At 40.0% G+C, this 16,414-nt stretch carries 15 protein-coding genes; all 15 read left to right on the top strand.

Annotation, left to right across the window (positions count from 1 at the left end; all coding sequences use genetic code 11):
• The first annotated feature begins 69 nt into the window (after nucleotides 1-69).
• The 15 genes from uvrC (at nucleotide 70) to E7303_RS09680 (ending at nucleotide 16,393) form a co-directional block, all read left to right on the top strand.
• Nucleotides 70-1,962: an excinuclease ABC subunit UvrC gene (uvrC, locus tag E7303_RS09750; protein ID WP_292145067.1), complete on the top strand. Its 1,893-nt coding sequence runs from the start codon at nucleotides 70-72 to the stop codon at nucleotides 1,960-1,962.
• A 75-nt stretch (nucleotides 1,963-2,037) separates the two neighbouring features.
• Complete coding sequence (hprK, locus tag E7303_RS09745) at nucleotides 2,038-2,985, top strand: HPr(Ser) kinase/phosphatase (protein WP_292145065.1); 948 nt, start codon at nucleotides 2,038-2,040, stop codon at nucleotides 2,983-2,985.
• Nucleotides 2,986-3,014: 29 nt separating this feature from the next.
• A complete protein-coding gene (locus tag E7303_RS09740) occupies nucleotides 3,015-3,950 on the top strand; it encodes an ROK family glucokinase (RefSeq protein WP_292145064.1) in 936 nt (311 codons plus the stop codon).
• A gap of 19 nt (nucleotides 3,951-3,969) precedes the next feature.
• Nucleotides 3,970-4,881 (top strand): UDP-N-acetylmuramate dehydrogenase, encoded by a 912-nt coding sequence (gene murB, locus E7303_RS09735; RefSeq protein WP_292145063.1) that lies wholly within the window; start codon nucleotides 3,970-3,972, stop codon nucleotides 4,879-4,881.
• A gap of 30 nt (nucleotides 4,882-4,911) precedes the next feature.
• Nucleotides 4,912-5,787, top strand: coding sequence for an RNase adapter RapZ (gene rapZ / locus E7303_RS09730; protein ID WP_022772553.1), 876 nt, complete (start codon nucleotides 4,912-4,914; stop codon nucleotides 5,785-5,787).
• 2 nt (nucleotides 5,788-5,789) lie between these two features.
• A complete protein-coding gene (whiA, locus tag E7303_RS09725; RefSeq protein ID WP_292145062.1) occupies nucleotides 5,790-6,713 on the top strand; it encodes a DNA-binding protein WhiA in 924 nt (307 codons plus the stop codon).
• 12 nt (nucleotides 6,714-6,725) lie between these two features.
• The gene (locus tag E7303_RS09720; RefSeq protein WP_022772551.1) at nucleotides 6,726-6,983 is read left to right on the top strand and encodes an HPr family phosphocarrier protein; all 258 of its coding nucleotides are present in this window, start codon (nucleotides 6,726-6,728) and stop codon (nucleotides 6,981-6,983) included.
• A gap of 262 nt (nucleotides 6,984-7,245) precedes the next feature.
• A complete protein-coding gene (locus E7303_RS09715) occupies nucleotides 7,246-8,166 on the top strand; it encodes a GNAT family N-acetyltransferase (protein WP_292145060.1) in 921 nt (306 codons plus the stop codon).
• Nucleotides 8,167-8,272: 106 nt separating this feature from the next.
• Nucleotides 8,273-10,066 (top strand): Na/Pi cotransporter family protein, encoded by a 1,794-nt coding sequence (locus tag E7303_RS09710; RefSeq protein ID WP_292145059.1) that lies wholly within the window; start codon nucleotides 8,273-8,275, stop codon nucleotides 10,064-10,066.
• Between the two features lie 26 nt (nucleotides 10,067-10,092).
• Entirely contained in the window at nucleotides 10,093-10,653 is a 561-nt protein-coding gene (locus E7303_RS09705) for an NUDIX hydrolase (RefSeq protein WP_292145058.1), read from the top strand.
• 27 nt (nucleotides 10,654-10,680) lie between these two features.
• Complete coding sequence (locus tag E7303_RS09700) at nucleotides 10,681-11,454, top strand: Crp/Fnr family transcriptional regulator (protein ID WP_022772547.1); 774 nt, start codon at nucleotides 10,681-10,683, stop codon at nucleotides 11,452-11,454.
• A gap of 60 nt (nucleotides 11,455-11,514) precedes the next feature.
• Nucleotides 11,515-12,249, top strand: coding sequence for a pyruvate formate-lyase-activating protein (gene pflA, locus E7303_RS09695; RefSeq protein ID WP_292145057.1), 735 nt, complete (start codon nucleotides 11,515-11,517; stop codon nucleotides 12,247-12,249).
• Nucleotides 12,250-12,264: 15 nt separating this feature from the next.
• Entirely contained in the window at nucleotides 12,265-14,049 is a 1,785-nt protein-coding gene (locus tag E7303_RS09690; protein WP_292145055.1) for a sensor histidine kinase, read from the top strand.
• A 23-nt stretch (nucleotides 14,050-14,072) separates the two neighbouring features.
• On the top strand, nucleotides 14,073-14,825 hold the full coding sequence (locus E7303_RS09685) for a response regulator transcription factor (protein ID WP_292145054.1): 753 nt from the start codon (nucleotides 14,073-14,075) through the stop codon (nucleotides 14,823-14,825).
• Nucleotides 14,826-14,965: 140 nt separating this feature from the next.
• The gene (locus E7303_RS09680; RefSeq protein ID WP_292145052.1) at nucleotides 14,966-16,393 is read left to right on the top strand and encodes an extracellular solute-binding protein; all 1,428 of its coding nucleotides are present in this window, start codon (nucleotides 14,966-14,968) and stop codon (nucleotides 16,391-16,393) included.
• The last annotated feature ends 21 nt before the right edge of the window (nucleotides 16,394-16,414 follow it).

The raw sequence follows: 16,414 nt of genomic DNA, 5'->3' as shown, positions 1-16,414 counted from the left end.
TAAACAAAAGGGGAAGCAGAATTTATTCTGTTCCCCTTTATCTATAAGGTCAGGAGAAATTAAGCTGACATGCCACAAGCAGGCTTTGACGTAAAAGAAGAACTAAAAAAACTCCCCAATAAGCCGGGAGTTTATATCATGCGTGATGAAAATGACACCATCATGTATGTAGGAAAAGCAATCAACCTTCACAATCGTGTAAGGTCTTATTTTCGTGCCAATATAGGAAGAGGGCCTCAGATCGATCAGATGGTAAAGCAGATAGCCAGGTTTGAGTACATAGTCACAGATTCTGAGCTTGAAGCCCTTGTCCTTGAGAATAATCTCATAAAAGAAAACTCTCCCAGATACAACACTCTTTTAAAAGATGATAAAACTTACCCATATATCAAAGTGACTGTATCGGAAGATTACCCGAGAGTTCTTTTCTCCAGACTTATGAAAAAAGATAAGTCCAGATATTTCGGGCCATTTACAAGCGCAGCTGCAGTTAAGGACACGATAGACCTTATAAATAAGATTTATGGCCTCAGAAACTGTAACCGCACACTTCCAAGGGATATAGGACTTGAGAGGCCATGCCTTAATTATCACATGAAGCAGTGCTGTGGCCCATGTACAGGTGAGGTATCAAAGGAAGAATATAGACAAAGAATTGATAAGGCCCTGGACTTTTTAAATGGCAATTACGGCGTTATCATGAAAGACCTTCAGGAAAAAATGGAAGCTGCATCTGAGAAACTGGATTTTGAATCTGCGGCAAAATACAGAGATCTTTTGGCAAGCGTAAAGGTAGTTGCTCAAAAGCAGAAGATGACTGACTCCTCCATGGAGGACAAGGACATTGTGGCTATAGCTTCTGACGATAAAGATGCAGTTGTTCAGGTATTTTTTGTAAGAGATGGAAGGCTTATCGGCAGAGAGCATTTCTATATGACGCATGTGTCTGAAAATCCAAAAGAAGAAATACTCCTTAACTTTGTAAAGCAGTTCTACGCAGGAACGCCATTTATCCCCAGAGAGCTGGTTTTGCCAGAACAGATTGAGGATATGGAAGTTATCGAGAAATGGCTGACTCAGAGAAAGGGTAGCAGAGTCTATATCACGGTTCCTGAGCGCGGACAGAAAGAAAAGCTCATGGAGCTTGCAACTCAGAATGCAGAACTTGTTCTTTCCAAAGATAAAGAGAGGATCAAGAGAGAAGAAGGAAGAACAATAGGCGCCGTAAAAGAAATCGAGAAGCTCCTTGGATTAAAGGGGCTTAACAGAATGGAAGCCTATGATATTTCCAATATAAGCGGCTTTGCAAACGTAGGGTCCATGGTTGTTTACGAAAAAGGAAAGCCTAAAAAGAGCGATTACAGAAAGTTCAGGATAAAGTCAGTTGCGGGACCTGATGATTATGCCTGCATGCACGAAGTTTTGACCAGAAGACTTCTCCACGGAATCGAGGAGAGACATGATCTGGAAGTAAGAGATATAGACGCGCAGTACGGAAGCTTTACCAAGTTCCCTGACCTTATCCTTATGGATGGCGGACGCGGACAGGTCAATATATGTCTCCAGGTACTGGATGAACTTGGCATTACTATTCCAGTGTGTGGAATGGTAAAGGATGACAATCACAGGACAAGAGGTCTTTACTATAACAACGTTGAACTGCCTATTGACACCAGGTCTGAAGGCTTTAAGCTCATAACAAGGATTCAGGATGAGGCCCACAGATTCGCGATAGAGTACCACAGATCACTTAGAAGTAAATCTCAGGTAAAAAGTACTCTTGATGATATTCCGGGAATCGGTCCTGCAAGACGCAAAGCCCTGATGAAGCATTTTTCTTCTATAGAAGATATAAGAAATGCCAATGTATCAGAACTTGCAGAGGTTCCTGATATTCCTGAAACCGTTGCGCAGCAGATTTATGACTTTTTCCACAGTGTGAAACAAATTGAAGAAGAGTAATGACTGTGTTATTATTTGACCTGGGAGTTCCATTAATAATATGGAATAAAACTATGTTTTTTTATGGAGGGTGAAATGGCAAGCGTTAGTTTAAAATCAATCATTGAAAAGATGAAGCTTGAGAATCTTACTCCTGAGCTGGATATTAAAAAGATAAAGATAATCCAGCCGGACATCAACAGACCTGCGCTTCAGCTTGCAGGATATTTTGAGCATTTTGAAGCAACAAGACTGCAGGTTATCGGATTCGTTGAGTACACATATATGGAGTCTTTTCCTGAAGAGAAAAGGGAAAAGATGTACAGAGAATTCCTTTCTTTTGATATTCCCGGAATTGTTTTCTGTAGAGAACTGACACCTGATCCATTATTCATAAAGATTGCATTGGAAGAAAAGGTTCCGGTGCTTATGACTAAAAAATCAACTTCAGCTTTCACTGCTGAGATCATCAGATGGCTTAATGTTAAGCTGGCTCCATGTATTTCTATCCACGGAGTTTTGGTGGATGTTTTTGGCGTAGGCGTTCTGATCACCGGTGAAAGTGGAATCGGTAAATCCGAGACAGCTATTGAGCTTATTAAAAGAGGACACCGTCTGGTATCAGACGATGTTGTTGAGCTCCGCCGTGTGAGTGAAGAAACTCTTATCGGCTCAGCACCTGACATTACCAAGCATTTCATCGAGATGAGAGGTGTTGGTATTATCGATGTTAAGACTCTTTACGGTGTTTCAAGCGTAAGAGAGACCCAGAATATTGACCTTGTTATCAAGCTCGAGGACTGGGACAAGGATAAAGAATATGACAGACTTGGTCTTGAAGAGGAATATACAGAGTACCTTGGCAATAAGGTGGTTTGCCACAGGATTCCTATAAGACCCGGTAGAAACCTTGCAGTTATCTGCGAATCAGCTGCAGTTAACCACAGACAGAAAGCTATGGGCTACAATGCAGCACAGGAGCTTTACAACAGAGTTCAGAATTCTCTTGCAAAGAGAAGAACTGATGATGAGGACGATGACTAAATAATAAAAAATAGAAAGAGGTTTTGGTTATGGCTAGATACGTATTCGGAGCAGATGTAGGGGGCACAACTGCGAAAATAGGACTTCTCACAGAAACTGGCGAGATGCTTGATTTTTGGGAAATTCCTACAAGAACAGAGGACCACGGCAAAATGATCCTCGCTGATGTTTCAGATTCCATCAGAGCAAAAATGAAGGAGAGAAACATAGAAGATACAGAAGTTGTCGGAGCAGGAATTGGTGTTCCCGGCGCTGTTAATGCTGATGGCCTTTGCTATCAGGCAGTTAATCTTGGATGGGAGAATTACAACGTAGTTAATGAGTTTCATTCTGAATTAAAACTCCCTGTAAAAGCCGGAAATGACGCTAATGTTGCAGCTCTTGGAGAAGCCTGGAAGGGCGGCGGAAAGGGCTATAAGAATATGCTCCTTGTAACTCTTGGAACAGGAGTTGGCGGCGGAATCATAAATGAAGGCAAGATTCTTACAGGTTCATTTGGTTCCGGTGGAGAGATTGGGCACATTCATCTTGTTGATGATGAAGAGGATGCCTGCGGATGCGGCAAGCACGGCTGCTTTGAGCAGTATGCAAGCGCAACAGGCGCTATGAGACTTGCAAAGAGAATGCTTGCTTCTTCTAATGAAGACAGTGTTCTCAGAAACGGCGATTTTGAGTGTAAAGACATTTTTGATGCTGCAAAAAAAGGAGATGCCCTTGCAGTTAAGATTGCTGAGCAGTACGGATATTACCTTGGAAAAGGTATTGCCATTACAGCAACAGTTGTTAACCCTGAAATAATCGTTCTTGGAGGCGGCGTATCAAAGGCCGGTGAAATGCTCTTTGATCTTCTTATGCCAAGCTTCAAGAAATATGTATTCTCCGGATGCAGCGGTGCTAAGTTTGCTCTTGCTAAACTTGGCAATGATGCAGGAGTATATGGTGCAGCGAAACTTTTGATGCCATAAAGTTACAGGAAGGATTAATTTGAACGAAGGAATTATAAATGCAATAGAGCAGATAGTATCTGCTTCAAATGTATTAGAAAATGAACCAATGAGCAGGCACACCACATTTAGAACTGGTGGGCCTGCAAGCTTATTTATAAGGCCGGAAAATAAGGGCCAGCTTGTAGAAGTAATGGCTCTTATCAAAAAACTCGGCACAGAGTTTTTTGTTCTGGGAAATGGAAGTAACCTTCTGGTCTCTGACAAGGGATTTGACGGAGTTGTTATTTCACTTAGTAAAATGAACGATATACACCTTGAAGGTGATAATGATATTTATGCAGAAGCAGGAGCTATGAATTCTCAGATAGCAGCTTTTGCGAGGGATAATGGACTTAAGAATTTTGAGTTTGCAGCTGGGATCCCGGGAACAATTGGCGGGGCAATGATAATGAATGCCGGAGCCTATGGCGGAGAGATGAAGCTTGTTACAAGGTCAGTTACAGTTCTTTCTCCTGAAGGCGAGATCATGGTATTGGACAATGCCTCAATGGAATTTGGATATCGCTCCAGCGCGATCAAGGGAAGAGGCTATATTGTCATTTCAGTCCTTCTTTCTCTTGAAAAAGGTGATAAAGAGACAATAACCAAAAACATGCAGGAACTTGCAGCCAAAAGAAGAGAAAAACAGCCTCTTGAATTTCCAAGTGCCGGATCAACATTCAAAAGACCGGAAGGTTATTTTGCAGGAAAACTTATTGAAGATGCGGGACTTAGAGGCTTCTCTGTAGGAGACGCAGCTGTTTCTGAGAAGCACTGCGGTTTTGTTATAAATAAAGGTAATGCTACATCAGCTGAAGTTTATGAACTCATATGTGAAGTGAAAAAAAGAGTTTATGAGAATTCAGGTGTGACCCTTGAGCCTGAAGTGATCATGCTTGGAAAGTTCTGATATATTTTCTTTATTTGAAAGGATGGCAAAATGAGATTTGTTATCGTTACAGGAATGAGCGGCGGTGGAAAGTCTACTGCTATTCATATGTTGGAGGATGCCGGATTTTACTGTGTTGATAATCTACCGGTTTCACTTATTGAGAAATTTGCAGAGCTTATAACTATGCCGGAGAATGAGATCAGTAAAGTAGTTCTTGGTATAGATGCAAGAGCCGGTCAGCAGTTTGAGGAAGTTGCAGGAATCATAGATTCCCTAAAAGATCGTGGTATACCTGTTGAAGTTCTGTTTATGGATGCGAGTGATCAGGTCCTTATAAAGAGATACAAGGAGACCAGACGAATTCATCCTATGAACGTCAATTCAGTTGGAGACAGGATCGAAGATGGAATTGCCAAGGAGAGAAAAGTTCTTGCCGAGGTAAAAAAGAGAGCAGATTACATCATGGATTCCTCGCAGCTTTTGACAAGGGAGCTCAAGGAGGAACTTGACAGGATCTTTGTTAAGAATGAAGAGTATAATTCATTGATGGTAACAATCCTGTCCTTTGGTTTCAAATATGGAATACCATATGATGCAGACCTGGTTTTTGACGTAAGATTTTTACCTAATCCATTCTATATTGATGAACTTAAGCATCAGACCGGAAATGATAAGGGCGTTCAGGACTATGTAAAGAGCTTTCCGGCTTGTGGAGAGTTTGTAGACAAGCTTGAGGATATGCTGAATTTCCTTATTCCCGGATATGTAAAAGAGGGCAAGTATCAGCTGGTAGTGGCAATAGGATGTACCGGCGGACAGCACAGAAGTGTCACTATTGCCAATGAATTATATGAAAGATTAAAAGCATCGGGCGGCAACTACGGTTTAAAACTATTTCACAGAGATGTTAAGCAGGCAAAGTAAAAATGTCATTTTCATCTGAAGTAAAAGAAGAACTGGATAAGCACATAGGGAGCTCAAGGCACTGCCAATTGGCGGAACTGGCAGCCATAATATTTATGGATGGCAGCATTGAGATTAAAGACGGCAGAGCATGCAGACTATCGTTACAAACCGATAATCCCATGGTGTCTAGAAAGTTCTTTACAATAATTAGGAAAGCATTTAATATAAGAAATAGTATTCCTCAAAATGGGCATGAATTAAAGCCTGTTCTAGAGGATACGGCGCTTATAGAAGATATTTTGAAGGCAGTCAAAATAATGGACCCTGATGGAAATATCAAGGATCTGACAGAAGGCATCAACCCAATGGTTACGAAGAATTCCTGCTGTAAGAGAGCTTTTCTGCGTGACTCATTTTTGTGCGTCGGTTCTATAAGTGATCCAAACAAGGGATATCATCTTGAATTTGATTGTTCATTAGAGGCTCAGGCATTGTTTTTACAGAGTCTGATAGAGAGCTTTGATGTAGAGGCCAGGATTGTCAGACGTAAAAAGTACTATGTACTTTATGTAAAAGAAGGAGCAGGGATTGTCGATCTGCTAAACATTATGGAAGCTCCTGTAAGTCTCATGAATCTTGAGAATCTCAGAATCGTTAAAGAGATGAGGAATTCTATTAATAGAAGAGTTAACTGTGAGGTAGCCAACATTACCAAGACAGTTAATGCGGCTACAAAACAGATAGAAGATATCACCTTTATAAAAGACCATTATGGTTTTAACAAGCTACAGGAAAGCCTGCGACAAATGGCTGAGGTAAGACTAGAACATCCGGATGCAACACTATTGGAGCTTGGAACATATCTTGATCCACCGGTTGGTAAATCAGGAGTTAATCATAGGCTTAGGAAACTAAGCGAACTTGCGGATAAGATCAGATCCTAAAGGAGGGGAATTATGTTAACAAAATCTATCGAAATCAAATTGCCTAGAGGACTTGAGGCAAGACCTGTTGCAGAGCTTGTTCAGCTTGCTAGTAAGTATGATAGCACAGTACATATCGAGGCTCAGTCTAAAAAGGTAAACGCAAAGAGCATCATGGGAATGATGACACTTAATCTCACATCTGGTGAGCAGGTTACTGTTATTGCTGATGGAAGCGATGAAGAATTAGCAGTAGCTGATATGGAAAAGTTCCTTCATGGGAATAAATAAGAGATAATTAATTAAAAAAACCCCTATAAAAGGGAGGATGCCAGGTAAGCTTCCTTACCTGGCATATTATGAAAAAGTTTTTATTTGGTATTGTCTTAACTCATCTGACAATATTATATTAACAAGTCTATATGTCTAAAAGATGATTTGAAGTAACCATTCTTTTAATTAATTGTAAACAAATTGTTAACGCCTATGGCTTCAGTGTTTGTGAAGCATATAGGCGTATTATATTGTATAATGATTGATAGAGGTGGCTACTGTGCTGAAAAAAGTCTATTTTATTATTTCCAAAAACAACTTAAAAATTCCTGCAGTTCTAAAATCTACGGAGGAAGCATGTACTTATATCAAAGAAAGTGGATATGAGTCAACATATGAATCCATAGAGGCTGTAACCGTGAGCGAATTTGTTCCGTCAAAAGAAAGTATCCTTATCGTTACAGACAAAGGGGACTTTGCCCAGCAGCTTCGGGAAGCAGGTATACCTGTGGTTGGAGTATCCGGAGACTTTAATAAAGATCAGGATTTTGAAGGACTTAAATATGTTTTTGCTGACATAGACGAGGTGGAAATTGATTCCTATGTGAAGGCATATCAGCGATATGTGGGCGAGCCCTGGGAAGTGCTTCAGACAGAGAGACTTCTTATAAGAGAAACCACTTTGGAAGATGTTGACGAGTTTTATGAACTGTACAAGGATCCTGAAATGACCAGATATATGGAAGGTCTTTTTGAAAATCCTGAAGATGAAAAGAGATATCAAAAAGACTATATAGAGAAAGTCTATGGTCTTATGGGCTTTGGAATATGGACTGTTATCAGAAAAGAAGATGGAAAAGTTATAGGCAGAGCAGGATTCTCCATCAGGAATGGCTTTGACGAGATAGAACTGGGATTTCTGATAGGTAAAATGTATCAGAGGCAGGGATATGCCTTTGAAGCATGTTCGGCCATACTTGAATATGGAAAAAATATGCTTTTCTTCGATAAGGTTCAGACTCTTGTAAAAGCAGAGAATGCAGTATCCATCCATATTTGTGAAAAACTTGGATTTAAGACAACAGATACAGTGGACGTTGAAGAGAATATATACGGCAAAGAGTATAGAACTGACAAAAATGTGCCGCTTAGCGAGGCACATTTTGGTAAATATGTAAGAATGGTTAAGTTTTTATGGTAATTTTTAAGTTCTTCCTATAAGATATAGTTGTAACAAAAGGAAAACTTAGAAAAATAGATGCAAAGAGTTAGAGGACTCTTAAGGGAGGGCATCTATCGGAGGTAAAATGGACTCACTAGAATTATTTACACTTGTGGCAGGACTCGTAGGTGGTCTTGCAATGTTCCTTTATGGAATGAATGTAATGAGCGGCGGACTTACAAAGGCTGCCGGAGGAAAGCTTGAGAGTGTCCTTGCGAAGGTCACCAAGCATCCTGTAATAGCTTATCTATTCGGTGTAGGAGTAACTGCACTGGTACAATCGTCATCTGCTTCAACAGTAATGGTTGTAGGTCTTGTTAATTCAGGAATTATGACTCTTAAGCAGGCCGTTAACGTAATCCTTGGTGCAAATCTTGGTACTACTTTTACAGCCTGGCTTCTTTCATTGAACGCGATCAGCAGTGATAACTTCTTTATAAATCTTTTGAAACCCAAGTCATTTACGCCATTTTTGGCCATAATCGGAATTGGGCTCTACATGTTTTCCAAAAATGAGAAAAAGAGAAATATCGGAACGATCCTTCTGGGATTTGCAGTGCTTATGTTTGGAATGAGCTCAATGTCAGATGCTGTATCTCCATTAAAGGACGTAGATGAATTCAAAGCTCTTTTGACAACATTCTCAAATCCTATACTTGGTTTCCTGGTGGGCACTCTTTTCACAATGCTCATTCAGAGTTCTGCAGGTACTATCGGTGTGCTTCAGGCTTTATCTTTATCAGTTAAAGTTAAGCATTCTGTAGCTATACCAGTTGTTGTGGGCGCTGAAGTTGGTACATGTATCACAGCAATCCTTTCATCATTTGGTGCCAATAAAAACGGTAAAAGAACTGCTCTTATGCACCTTTATTTCAACATAATAAAGGCAGTTCTGTTCATGATCATTTTCTATAGCTTAAATGCAGTCATCCACTTTGAGTTTATGGATGAAAAGATAGGAATGGCAGGAATCGCCGGAATTCATACACTTATCAACCTTGTTGCAACACCACTTATGCTGCCATTTTCCGGTTTGCTTGTTAACCTTGCTCTTAAGACAATTCCTATCGACGATAAGGAAAAGAAAGAACAGGAGGAGATGCAGGGAATCCGCACGCTGGATCCGCTGTTTTTGTCAAACCCTCCATTTGCTCTTGAACAGGCAAGGCAGGCAGCAGTTACTATGGCTTTAATGACAAAAGAGTCATTGGAGAAGGCAATTGGACTTATCACAGATTACAATGCTGAGATTGCAGGTGAAGTTGAGTATCTTGAGCGTCAGGTCGACAAGTACGAGGATGAGCTTGGAACATATCTTATGAAGATAAACTCTCACCACCTTGGACAGGAAGACAGCCATACATTGTCACTTCTTTTGCACTGTATTACAGACTATGAGCGTATCAGCGACCATGCTCTTAATATTGCCCAGAAAGCCGGAAACATGGAGGAAAATGGCAGAAAGTTTACTCCAAAGGCACAGGCTGAGATGGATATATATTCATCTGCTGTGATCGATATCGTAGATACTTCAGTTACTGCTTTTGACAATCAGGATGCCAAGCTTGCCAAGACTATAGAGCCACTTGAGGAGACAATTGACGAGATCCAGAAAGAGGTTAAGCGTCGTCATATCAGAAGACTCCGCAAAGGAAAATGTACAATTGAGCAGGGCTTTGACCTCAGTGATATCGGTACGGATTTCGAGAGAATCGCAGATCACTGCAGCAACATTGCTGTTGGCATAATTGAATCCCATGAGGATAACTACTTTGCTCATGGCTACCTTGAGACACTTAAGGCAGAGAAGAATGATGGATTTGAGCAGGCTGTTGACTTCTATGAGAGAAAGTACAGACTTCCGGCTGTTAAATACTAATCTTATATCAGGGAAAAGAATCAACTATGGAATTTGAGTTTTTAGAGAAAAAAGAGCAGGGTAAGTTTATCACAAGGTACGATATTCACTATAGAACAGTGGATGATCAGGAAAAAGTATATGAGATGATAAGCAGAAATCCTGATCTTAAGAGCAGAGATGACTTAAGTAATCCTAAGGAAGACGCAGTTGCAATTATCATGCATGATGTGACCGGAGAAAAGATCCTTATTAACAAGGAATTCAGAATGGCTCCCGGCGAGTGGGTTTACAATTTCCCGGCTGGGCTTATTGATGAAGGCGAGACTAGGGAACAGGCTGCAAGAAGAGAACTTAAAGAGGAAACCGGCCTCGATATCGTGCGCATAGATGAGTGGTGGGGAAAGTGCTACAGTGCAATAGGCTTTTCCAATGAAAGAAATGCATGCTGCGTAGGAGTGGCTGATGGAACTTTTTCAAAGAGTACATCTACCCAGGAAGAGATAGTTCCTGGATGGTATACCAAAGAGGAAGTGAAAAAACTTCTTGAAACAGAGGCTTTTGCAGTCAGAACACAGGCATATTGCTATATGTGGATAAAAAAGTGATGGCTGTTTGCAGTCAGGTTATAGAATATGAAAAGTAATATAGATAACAAAGATAATAAACAAAGAGGCATATATCAGAAAGAAGACCATGGTGAAGAGCTAAAGCGGGGCATCATTGGCCTTAATATCTGTGAAGAGTGCGGTGGATTCTGCACTGAGAGCGTTCCTCTTATTGAAGGACTTCCTGTGAATGCCCAGGTAAGCCTTATGGAGCACTCTATTCATGAGACTCTAAAAAAGAACAGTTATCTTTTTAGAGAAGGTGAAGCGGTTGACTCTATATGCATAATACGAAAAGGAAGAGTTAAACTTTGCAGATATGATTCTCTTGGAAGAGAACAGATCATAACAATCCTGGCAGACCACGATATCATTTGGGAAGGCATGTTTCTGGATGGAAGTATTTATCCCTACTCTGCCGTGTGTCTTACAAATGCTTCTATCTGCCTTATTCACAGAGACGATTTCATAAAAGTTGTAGACAATCCGACAGCAGCCATGAATATCATTATTCTTCTCAGTAAGAAGCTGCATGATGCCAATGAAAGAAACATGCTTTTATCCACAAAAGACCCAATGGCAAGGCTTGCAGGATTTTTGATGTACAGAGTAGACAGAAGCCCATCGGATGATATAGTATTAAAGCTCGACGATATTGCTGCAAGTGTTAACCTTAGAACAGAAACGGTCAGCAGGAAACTCAGGGAAATGGAAAAAATGAGACTGATCGAAAGGCTGGGACACGCAAGGATCAAGGTGCTCGACAGAGATACGTTGAGAGAAATATATATTTCGCAGTAATTACTGTTGCAGATAAATCTATATTTATCTGCAACATTGTGTTATTTAGCAAGGAGTATTATGGTAAAGGGAAGAATTCATTCAATAGAAACTTTTGGTTCAGTAGACGGACCTGGAATAAGATTTATAGTATTTTTAAAAGGGTGCAATCTCAGATGTAAATACTGTCACAACGTAGATACCTGGAATCCTGAATCCGACGATCTCAGGACAGCAGATGAAGTCCTTGATTTTGCAGAAAGGTACAGAAGCTACTGGGGCGAAGACGGTGGAATAACAGTCAGTGGCGGAGAACCACTTCTTCAGATAGATTTTCTTTTAGAACTGTTCAAAAAGGCGAAAGAGCGCGGAATCAATACCTGCATCGACACTGCAGTACAACCATTTACAAAAGAGGAGCCTTTCTTTTCAAAGTTTAAAGAGCTTATGGAGTATACAGACCTGCTCCTTGTAGATATCAAGCATATAGACAGGGAAGAGCACATTAAACTTACAGGTCTTCCTAATGACAATATCAAAGAGTGCTTTGAGTACCTTGATGAGATTAAAAAACCAATCTGGATCCGCCACGTGCTTGTGCCGGGAATCACAGATGACGACAACTACTTGAGAGAAACAAGAAAATTCATTGAGAGATTTTCCAATATACAAAGAGTTGAAGTTCTCCCATATCATTCCATGGGACAGATGAAATTCAAAGAGCTTGGTATTCCATACCAGCTTGAGGGAGTTGAATCTCCTTCACAGGAAAGAGTAGATAACGCAAGAGAGATATTGAACGGACAAAGGGACTAAGAAGACCGTCGGCTTATGGGGAAAATAATTAGTTGGGGACTAAAAAAGCTAGGTTTTTACAGGTTGCCAATCCAGCGGCAGATTTTTCTGGCGCTGGTTTGGCTTTCTATTTTTACGTCTATAATACTGGGAATAGTAGTTTACAGCGTTTCAAGAAAAACTATAGAAAATCAGTATAACCGCGCACACGAAAGCTCAATAGGAGTTGCAAGCGAGATTGTAAAACTTAACTTGCAATCAGATGTTGGACAGGCGCGATCTTTATTATCATCCACTATCTTTTTACACAATTTTGTATCAGAAAACAAAAACAGTACTTATTTTTCAGCGTCAGCAAATATGCTGATACAGGACCAGCTTCTTAAAATCATTTCATCCAACACAGAAATACGAGACATACTTGTAGTGAACAATGCGGGTAATATAGCTTTTGCCACGCAGAATGACTCTAACCAAAAAGAAATAATAAAGTATTATCAGAGCAATGATATTCTGGATAGTTTCTGGGTAGATGTTGCTAAGGAGAACAGGGGAAAAGAAATTTTTTATGCGGAGAATGTTATTTTTAATGACAGAAACGAAACATTTTCGCTGGTCAAGGAAATAATAGAGCCTGTAGATTATAAAGAGATAGGTTTTCTTGTAATGAACATAAGAAAATCTGATGCTTTCTCAAAGGCCTTTGGAACAAAAGATGAGGGATACGGAACGGACTATGATCTTATCATGGCAAAGGATCCTGAAAAAGAAAACTCATATCAGTTGGTTTACTCTTCAGCAGAGCTTTCATATCTGGAATTTAATGAGATAAGCAGTGCATTTTATAGTGAAGATTCATCAAATAATGAATTATTATTTACTTCTACACACAATAACCTTAGCGGATGGGATGTGGTAAATGTCATATCAAAAAAAGAACTGGCAGCACAAAGCAGCTATATTACGTTTGCGGCCTTTATCATAGGAATACTGCTTGTGGGCATAAGCTTGCCCCTGTCATATCTGATATCGGGGTATATTACCAAGCCGCTATACATTTTGGAAGAAAATATTATGGGACTTGGTGAAGGAAAATACCACGTCGATGCAGAATTTGATGATAGTGAAGCTGGAAGAATTGGTCAGAAATTCAAGGATGTTGTAAATAATAACCTTGAACTTGAAAACAAACTGATACAGACTAATCTAAAAGAAAGAGAAGCGGAGCTGTTACTTATGCAGTCGCAGATAAATCCGCATTATCTGTACAACACGTTAGATACGCTGTATATGATGGCCATTATTAAAAATGAAGATGAGATCGCCGAGTTTGTTCAGGCTTTGTCGGAGAATTTCAGACTCAGCCTAAATAAAGGTAATAAACTGATAATGGTACAGGATGAAGTAAGGCGAATACAAGCCTATATGAAAATACAAAATTATAGGTTTAAAGACAGATATACACTTAAGATCAATATAAGTGCAGATCTTCTAAGGGAAAGAATGCTTACTTTCATTTTACAGCCACTTGTCGAAAATGCTGTTTTTCATGGGCTTGAGCCAAGAGCAGAAAAAGGGCAGGTTGCAATTACGGGGACATTGCAGGATAGGAATATCGAGTTTGTGGTTGAGGATGACGGAGTAGGTATTGAAGATATGAGCGCCCTTGAGAACGGATATGGGGTCCGTAATATAAGGGAGCGTATAAAACTTTTTTACGGGGAAGGATATGAGCCGGTTTTTGAAAATACCGGTTCAGGGACAAAGGTAACCATTGTGGTTCCGAGAATTACTACGGAGCAGATGATACTTAGCATGTAAAACTATTTTATGGGGAAACGCTTATGACAAGGAAAATGGTAATAATTGATGACGAGGCGCTGGTCATCGAGGGGATCAAAGCTATAATAAAGCGCATTGAAGCGGATGTTGAAGTTGTGGGTTCTGCGCAGGATGGAATACAGGCCCAAAGAGTAATTAGAAATCTCAAACCTGACATTGTTATAACAGATATCAGGATTCCTTATGTCGACGGACTATCGCTAATTGAGGCATGCAAAGATTATTGTCCGGATACGTATTTTATCATTATCAGCGGCTTTCAGGAATTTGAATATGCAAGAAAAGCAATACGGCTTGATGTTGTGGATTATATTACCAAGCCTGTGACTATAGAAAAATTAAAAACTGCTTTGGAAATGACACGGAAAAAGCAGATGGTTGATGAGGCGCTGAGCGCCATTGATAAGACTGAGGATAGTTCAAAAACTGAAAGCGGTCATAAGGCTATAGATCAGATAGTTGATTTTATTACAAAAAATTACAATAAAGATATAGGTCTTACAGAACTTTCTGAATTGGTGGGAATGAATCCTGCCTATCTTAGTGTGCTCTTTAAAGAGACGCTTGGCAAAACATATATTAAATATCTGACAGGCATAAGAGTTGAAAAAGCCTGTCAATTTTTGGCTGAAGGTAACAAAGTATCTGTAGTAGCTTCTATGGTGGGCATAAGCGATGTCCATTATTTTGGTGAAATCTTTAAAAAATATACAGGCAAAACCCCCAGAGAATATCGGGATTCTTTAAGTGTCTAAAAAATAATCTAAAAAAAGTCTACATAATATATAAAATTTCCCCTATTTCGTAAAATGTGCATGGTGTATCGTACGTATTGTAATCGTTTGGCAGAAGCCGAATATAACAATCATTTTACGGGTAGAAAATGGAGGGTTGTATGAAAAAGAAGGTTTTGGCAACATTATTGAGCACAGTCATGGTACTGGGAACTTTAGCTGGATGTGGCAGTTCAACTGCTGATACATCATCTTCAGAGACAGCTACGGAAACTAAAGAAGAAGTAAAAGAAGAAACAAATACTGAGGCTGCTGCAGAGACTCAGACACAGGCAGCAGAAGGAACAGCATCATCTGACTTTTCTGGTGAAGATCCACAGCTTGCAAAAGACTTCCACATTCTTTCAATCTGGGCAGAAGATAATGATAACGGTGTTCTTATCAACAGCATCTGTAAATCTTATCAGGAAGTAAATCCAAATTTCACATATGAATATGAACTTGTATCTTCAGATGATTTAAGACAGAAGGTAGCTACATTGGTAGCATCTAATGATCTTCCTGATATGTTTGTTTATGAGTCAGGAAAGCCAATCGTTGATCTTATTGAAGCTGGGCAGATTACAGATATTGGAGCTCTTTTAAAAGAAGTTGGCTCTACTGATTTTGTAACACCATCAGCAACATCACTTCTTCAGACTCTTTCAGGAACAGATACAATTTATGACCTTCCGCTTGGACTTAATGTGGAGGGATTCTGGTATAACAAGGCACTCTTTGAGCAGGCTGGTATTACAAAGGCGCCTGAGACATGGGATGAATTTGAGGAAGTATTACAGAAGCTCAGCGATGCAGGCATTCAGCCACTTTCATGTGGAGCTGCAGATAAATGGGGAGCTACACGTCTCATCAATGCTTACACTGTAAGAAGCCTTGGAGCTGATGCTATGAAGAATGCAGCAGAAGGAAAAACTTCTTATACAGATGAAGGCTATGTGGCAGCAGCTGCAAAGATTCAGGAATGGGCAAACAAAGGCTACTTCGGAGAGGGCGTTAACACAGTAGATATGAACACAGCAGGTTCAATGCTCATGACTGGTAAGTCAGCTATTTTCTATAATGGTTCATGGTTTGCATCAAACCTTAATGATACTACAGCAAATGTAGCAGGCGAGGATGGAATCGGATTCTTTAATATTCCTGTAGTTGATGATTCAGTATCAAAGATTGATTCTTATTCAATGAACTGTGGTAACATCCTTTGCCTTAGCCAGGCTAAAACAGATGAAGCAACAAAGTGGTTTATCAAATACTTTGTAGAGCACATTGGTGATGTTGCTATGGACACTCAGGGATCCATAAAAGGATATACATATTCAGCTCAGCCTACAGATATGTCTGGATACACAAAGCTTGTACTTGACGAGATTGGAAAAGCTCAGAGTGCATTCACATGGTATGAAGCTACTATGGGATCAGAAGTATCTGATGCAGCACAGAGCAATGTTCAGATGCTCTTCTCAGGCGAGATGAGTCCTGAAGATTATATGCAGTCAATTCAGGATGCAGCGGATATGGCAGCCAACTAATAAGAAGATCATTGTAGTTTA

Origin of the sequence: Butyrivibrio sp. (genome assembly GCF_015056685.1) — a bacterium.
In the GTDB taxonomy this organism is placed as follows: domain Bacteria; phylum Bacillota; class Clostridia; order Lachnospirales; family Lachnospiraceae; genus Butyrivibrio.
Note: the sequence above shows the minus strand (reverse complement) of the source record. Positions and strands in the feature narration are given on the sequence as shown.

What these genes read in the sequence shown, in the direction of transcription:
- E7303_RS09700 (WP_022772547.1), top strand. Translation starts at nt 10,681, where the DNA reads ATGAAAAGTAATATAGATAACAAAGATAATAAACAAAGAGGCATATAT.
- E7303_RS09710 (WP_292145059.1), top strand. Translation starts at nt 8,273, where the DNA reads ATGGACTCACTAGAATTATTTACACTTGTGGCAGGACTCGTAGGTGGT.
- pflA (WP_292145057.1), top strand. Translation starts at nt 11,515, where the DNA reads ATGGTAAAGGGAAGAATTCATTCAATAGAAACTTTTGGTTCAGTAGAC.
- rapZ (WP_022772553.1), top strand. Translation starts at nt 4,912, where the DNA reads ATGAGATTTGTTATCGTTACAGGAATGAGCGGCGGTGGAAAGTCTACT.
- E7303_RS09705 (WP_292145058.1), top strand. Translation starts at nt 10,093, where the DNA reads ATGGAATTTGAGTTTTTAGAGAAAAAAGAGCAGGGTAAGTTTATCACA.
- E7303_RS09720 (WP_022772551.1), top strand. Translation starts at nt 6,726, where the DNA reads ATGTTAACAAAATCTATCGAAATCAAATTGCCTAGAGGACTTGAGGCA.
- E7303_RS09740 (WP_292145064.1), top strand. Translation starts at nt 3,015, where the DNA reads ATGGCTAGATACGTATTCGGAGCAGATGTAGGGGGCACAACTGCGAAA.
- hprK (WP_292145065.1), top strand. Translation starts at nt 2,038, where the DNA reads ATGGCAAGCGTTAGTTTAAAATCAATCATTGAAAAGATGAAGCTTGAG.
- uvrC (WP_292145067.1), top strand. Translation starts at nt 70, where the DNA reads ATGCCACAAGCAGGCTTTGACGTAAAAGAAGAACTAAAAAAACTCCCC.
- E7303_RS09685 (WP_292145054.1), top strand. Translation starts at nt 14,073, where the DNA reads ATGACAAGGAAAATGGTAATAATTGATGACGAGGCGCTGGTCATCGAG.
- whiA (WP_292145062.1), top strand. Translation starts at nt 5,790, where the DNA reads ATGTCATTTTCATCTGAAGTAAAAGAAGAACTGGATAAGCACATAGGG.
- E7303_RS09690 (WP_292145055.1), top strand. Translation starts at nt 12,265, where the DNA reads ATGGGGAAAATAATTAGTTGGGGACTAAAAAAGCTAGGTTTTTACAGG.
- E7303_RS09680 (WP_292145052.1), top strand. Translation starts at nt 14,966, where the DNA reads ATGAAAAAGAAGGTTTTGGCAACATTATTGAGCACAGTCATGGTACTG.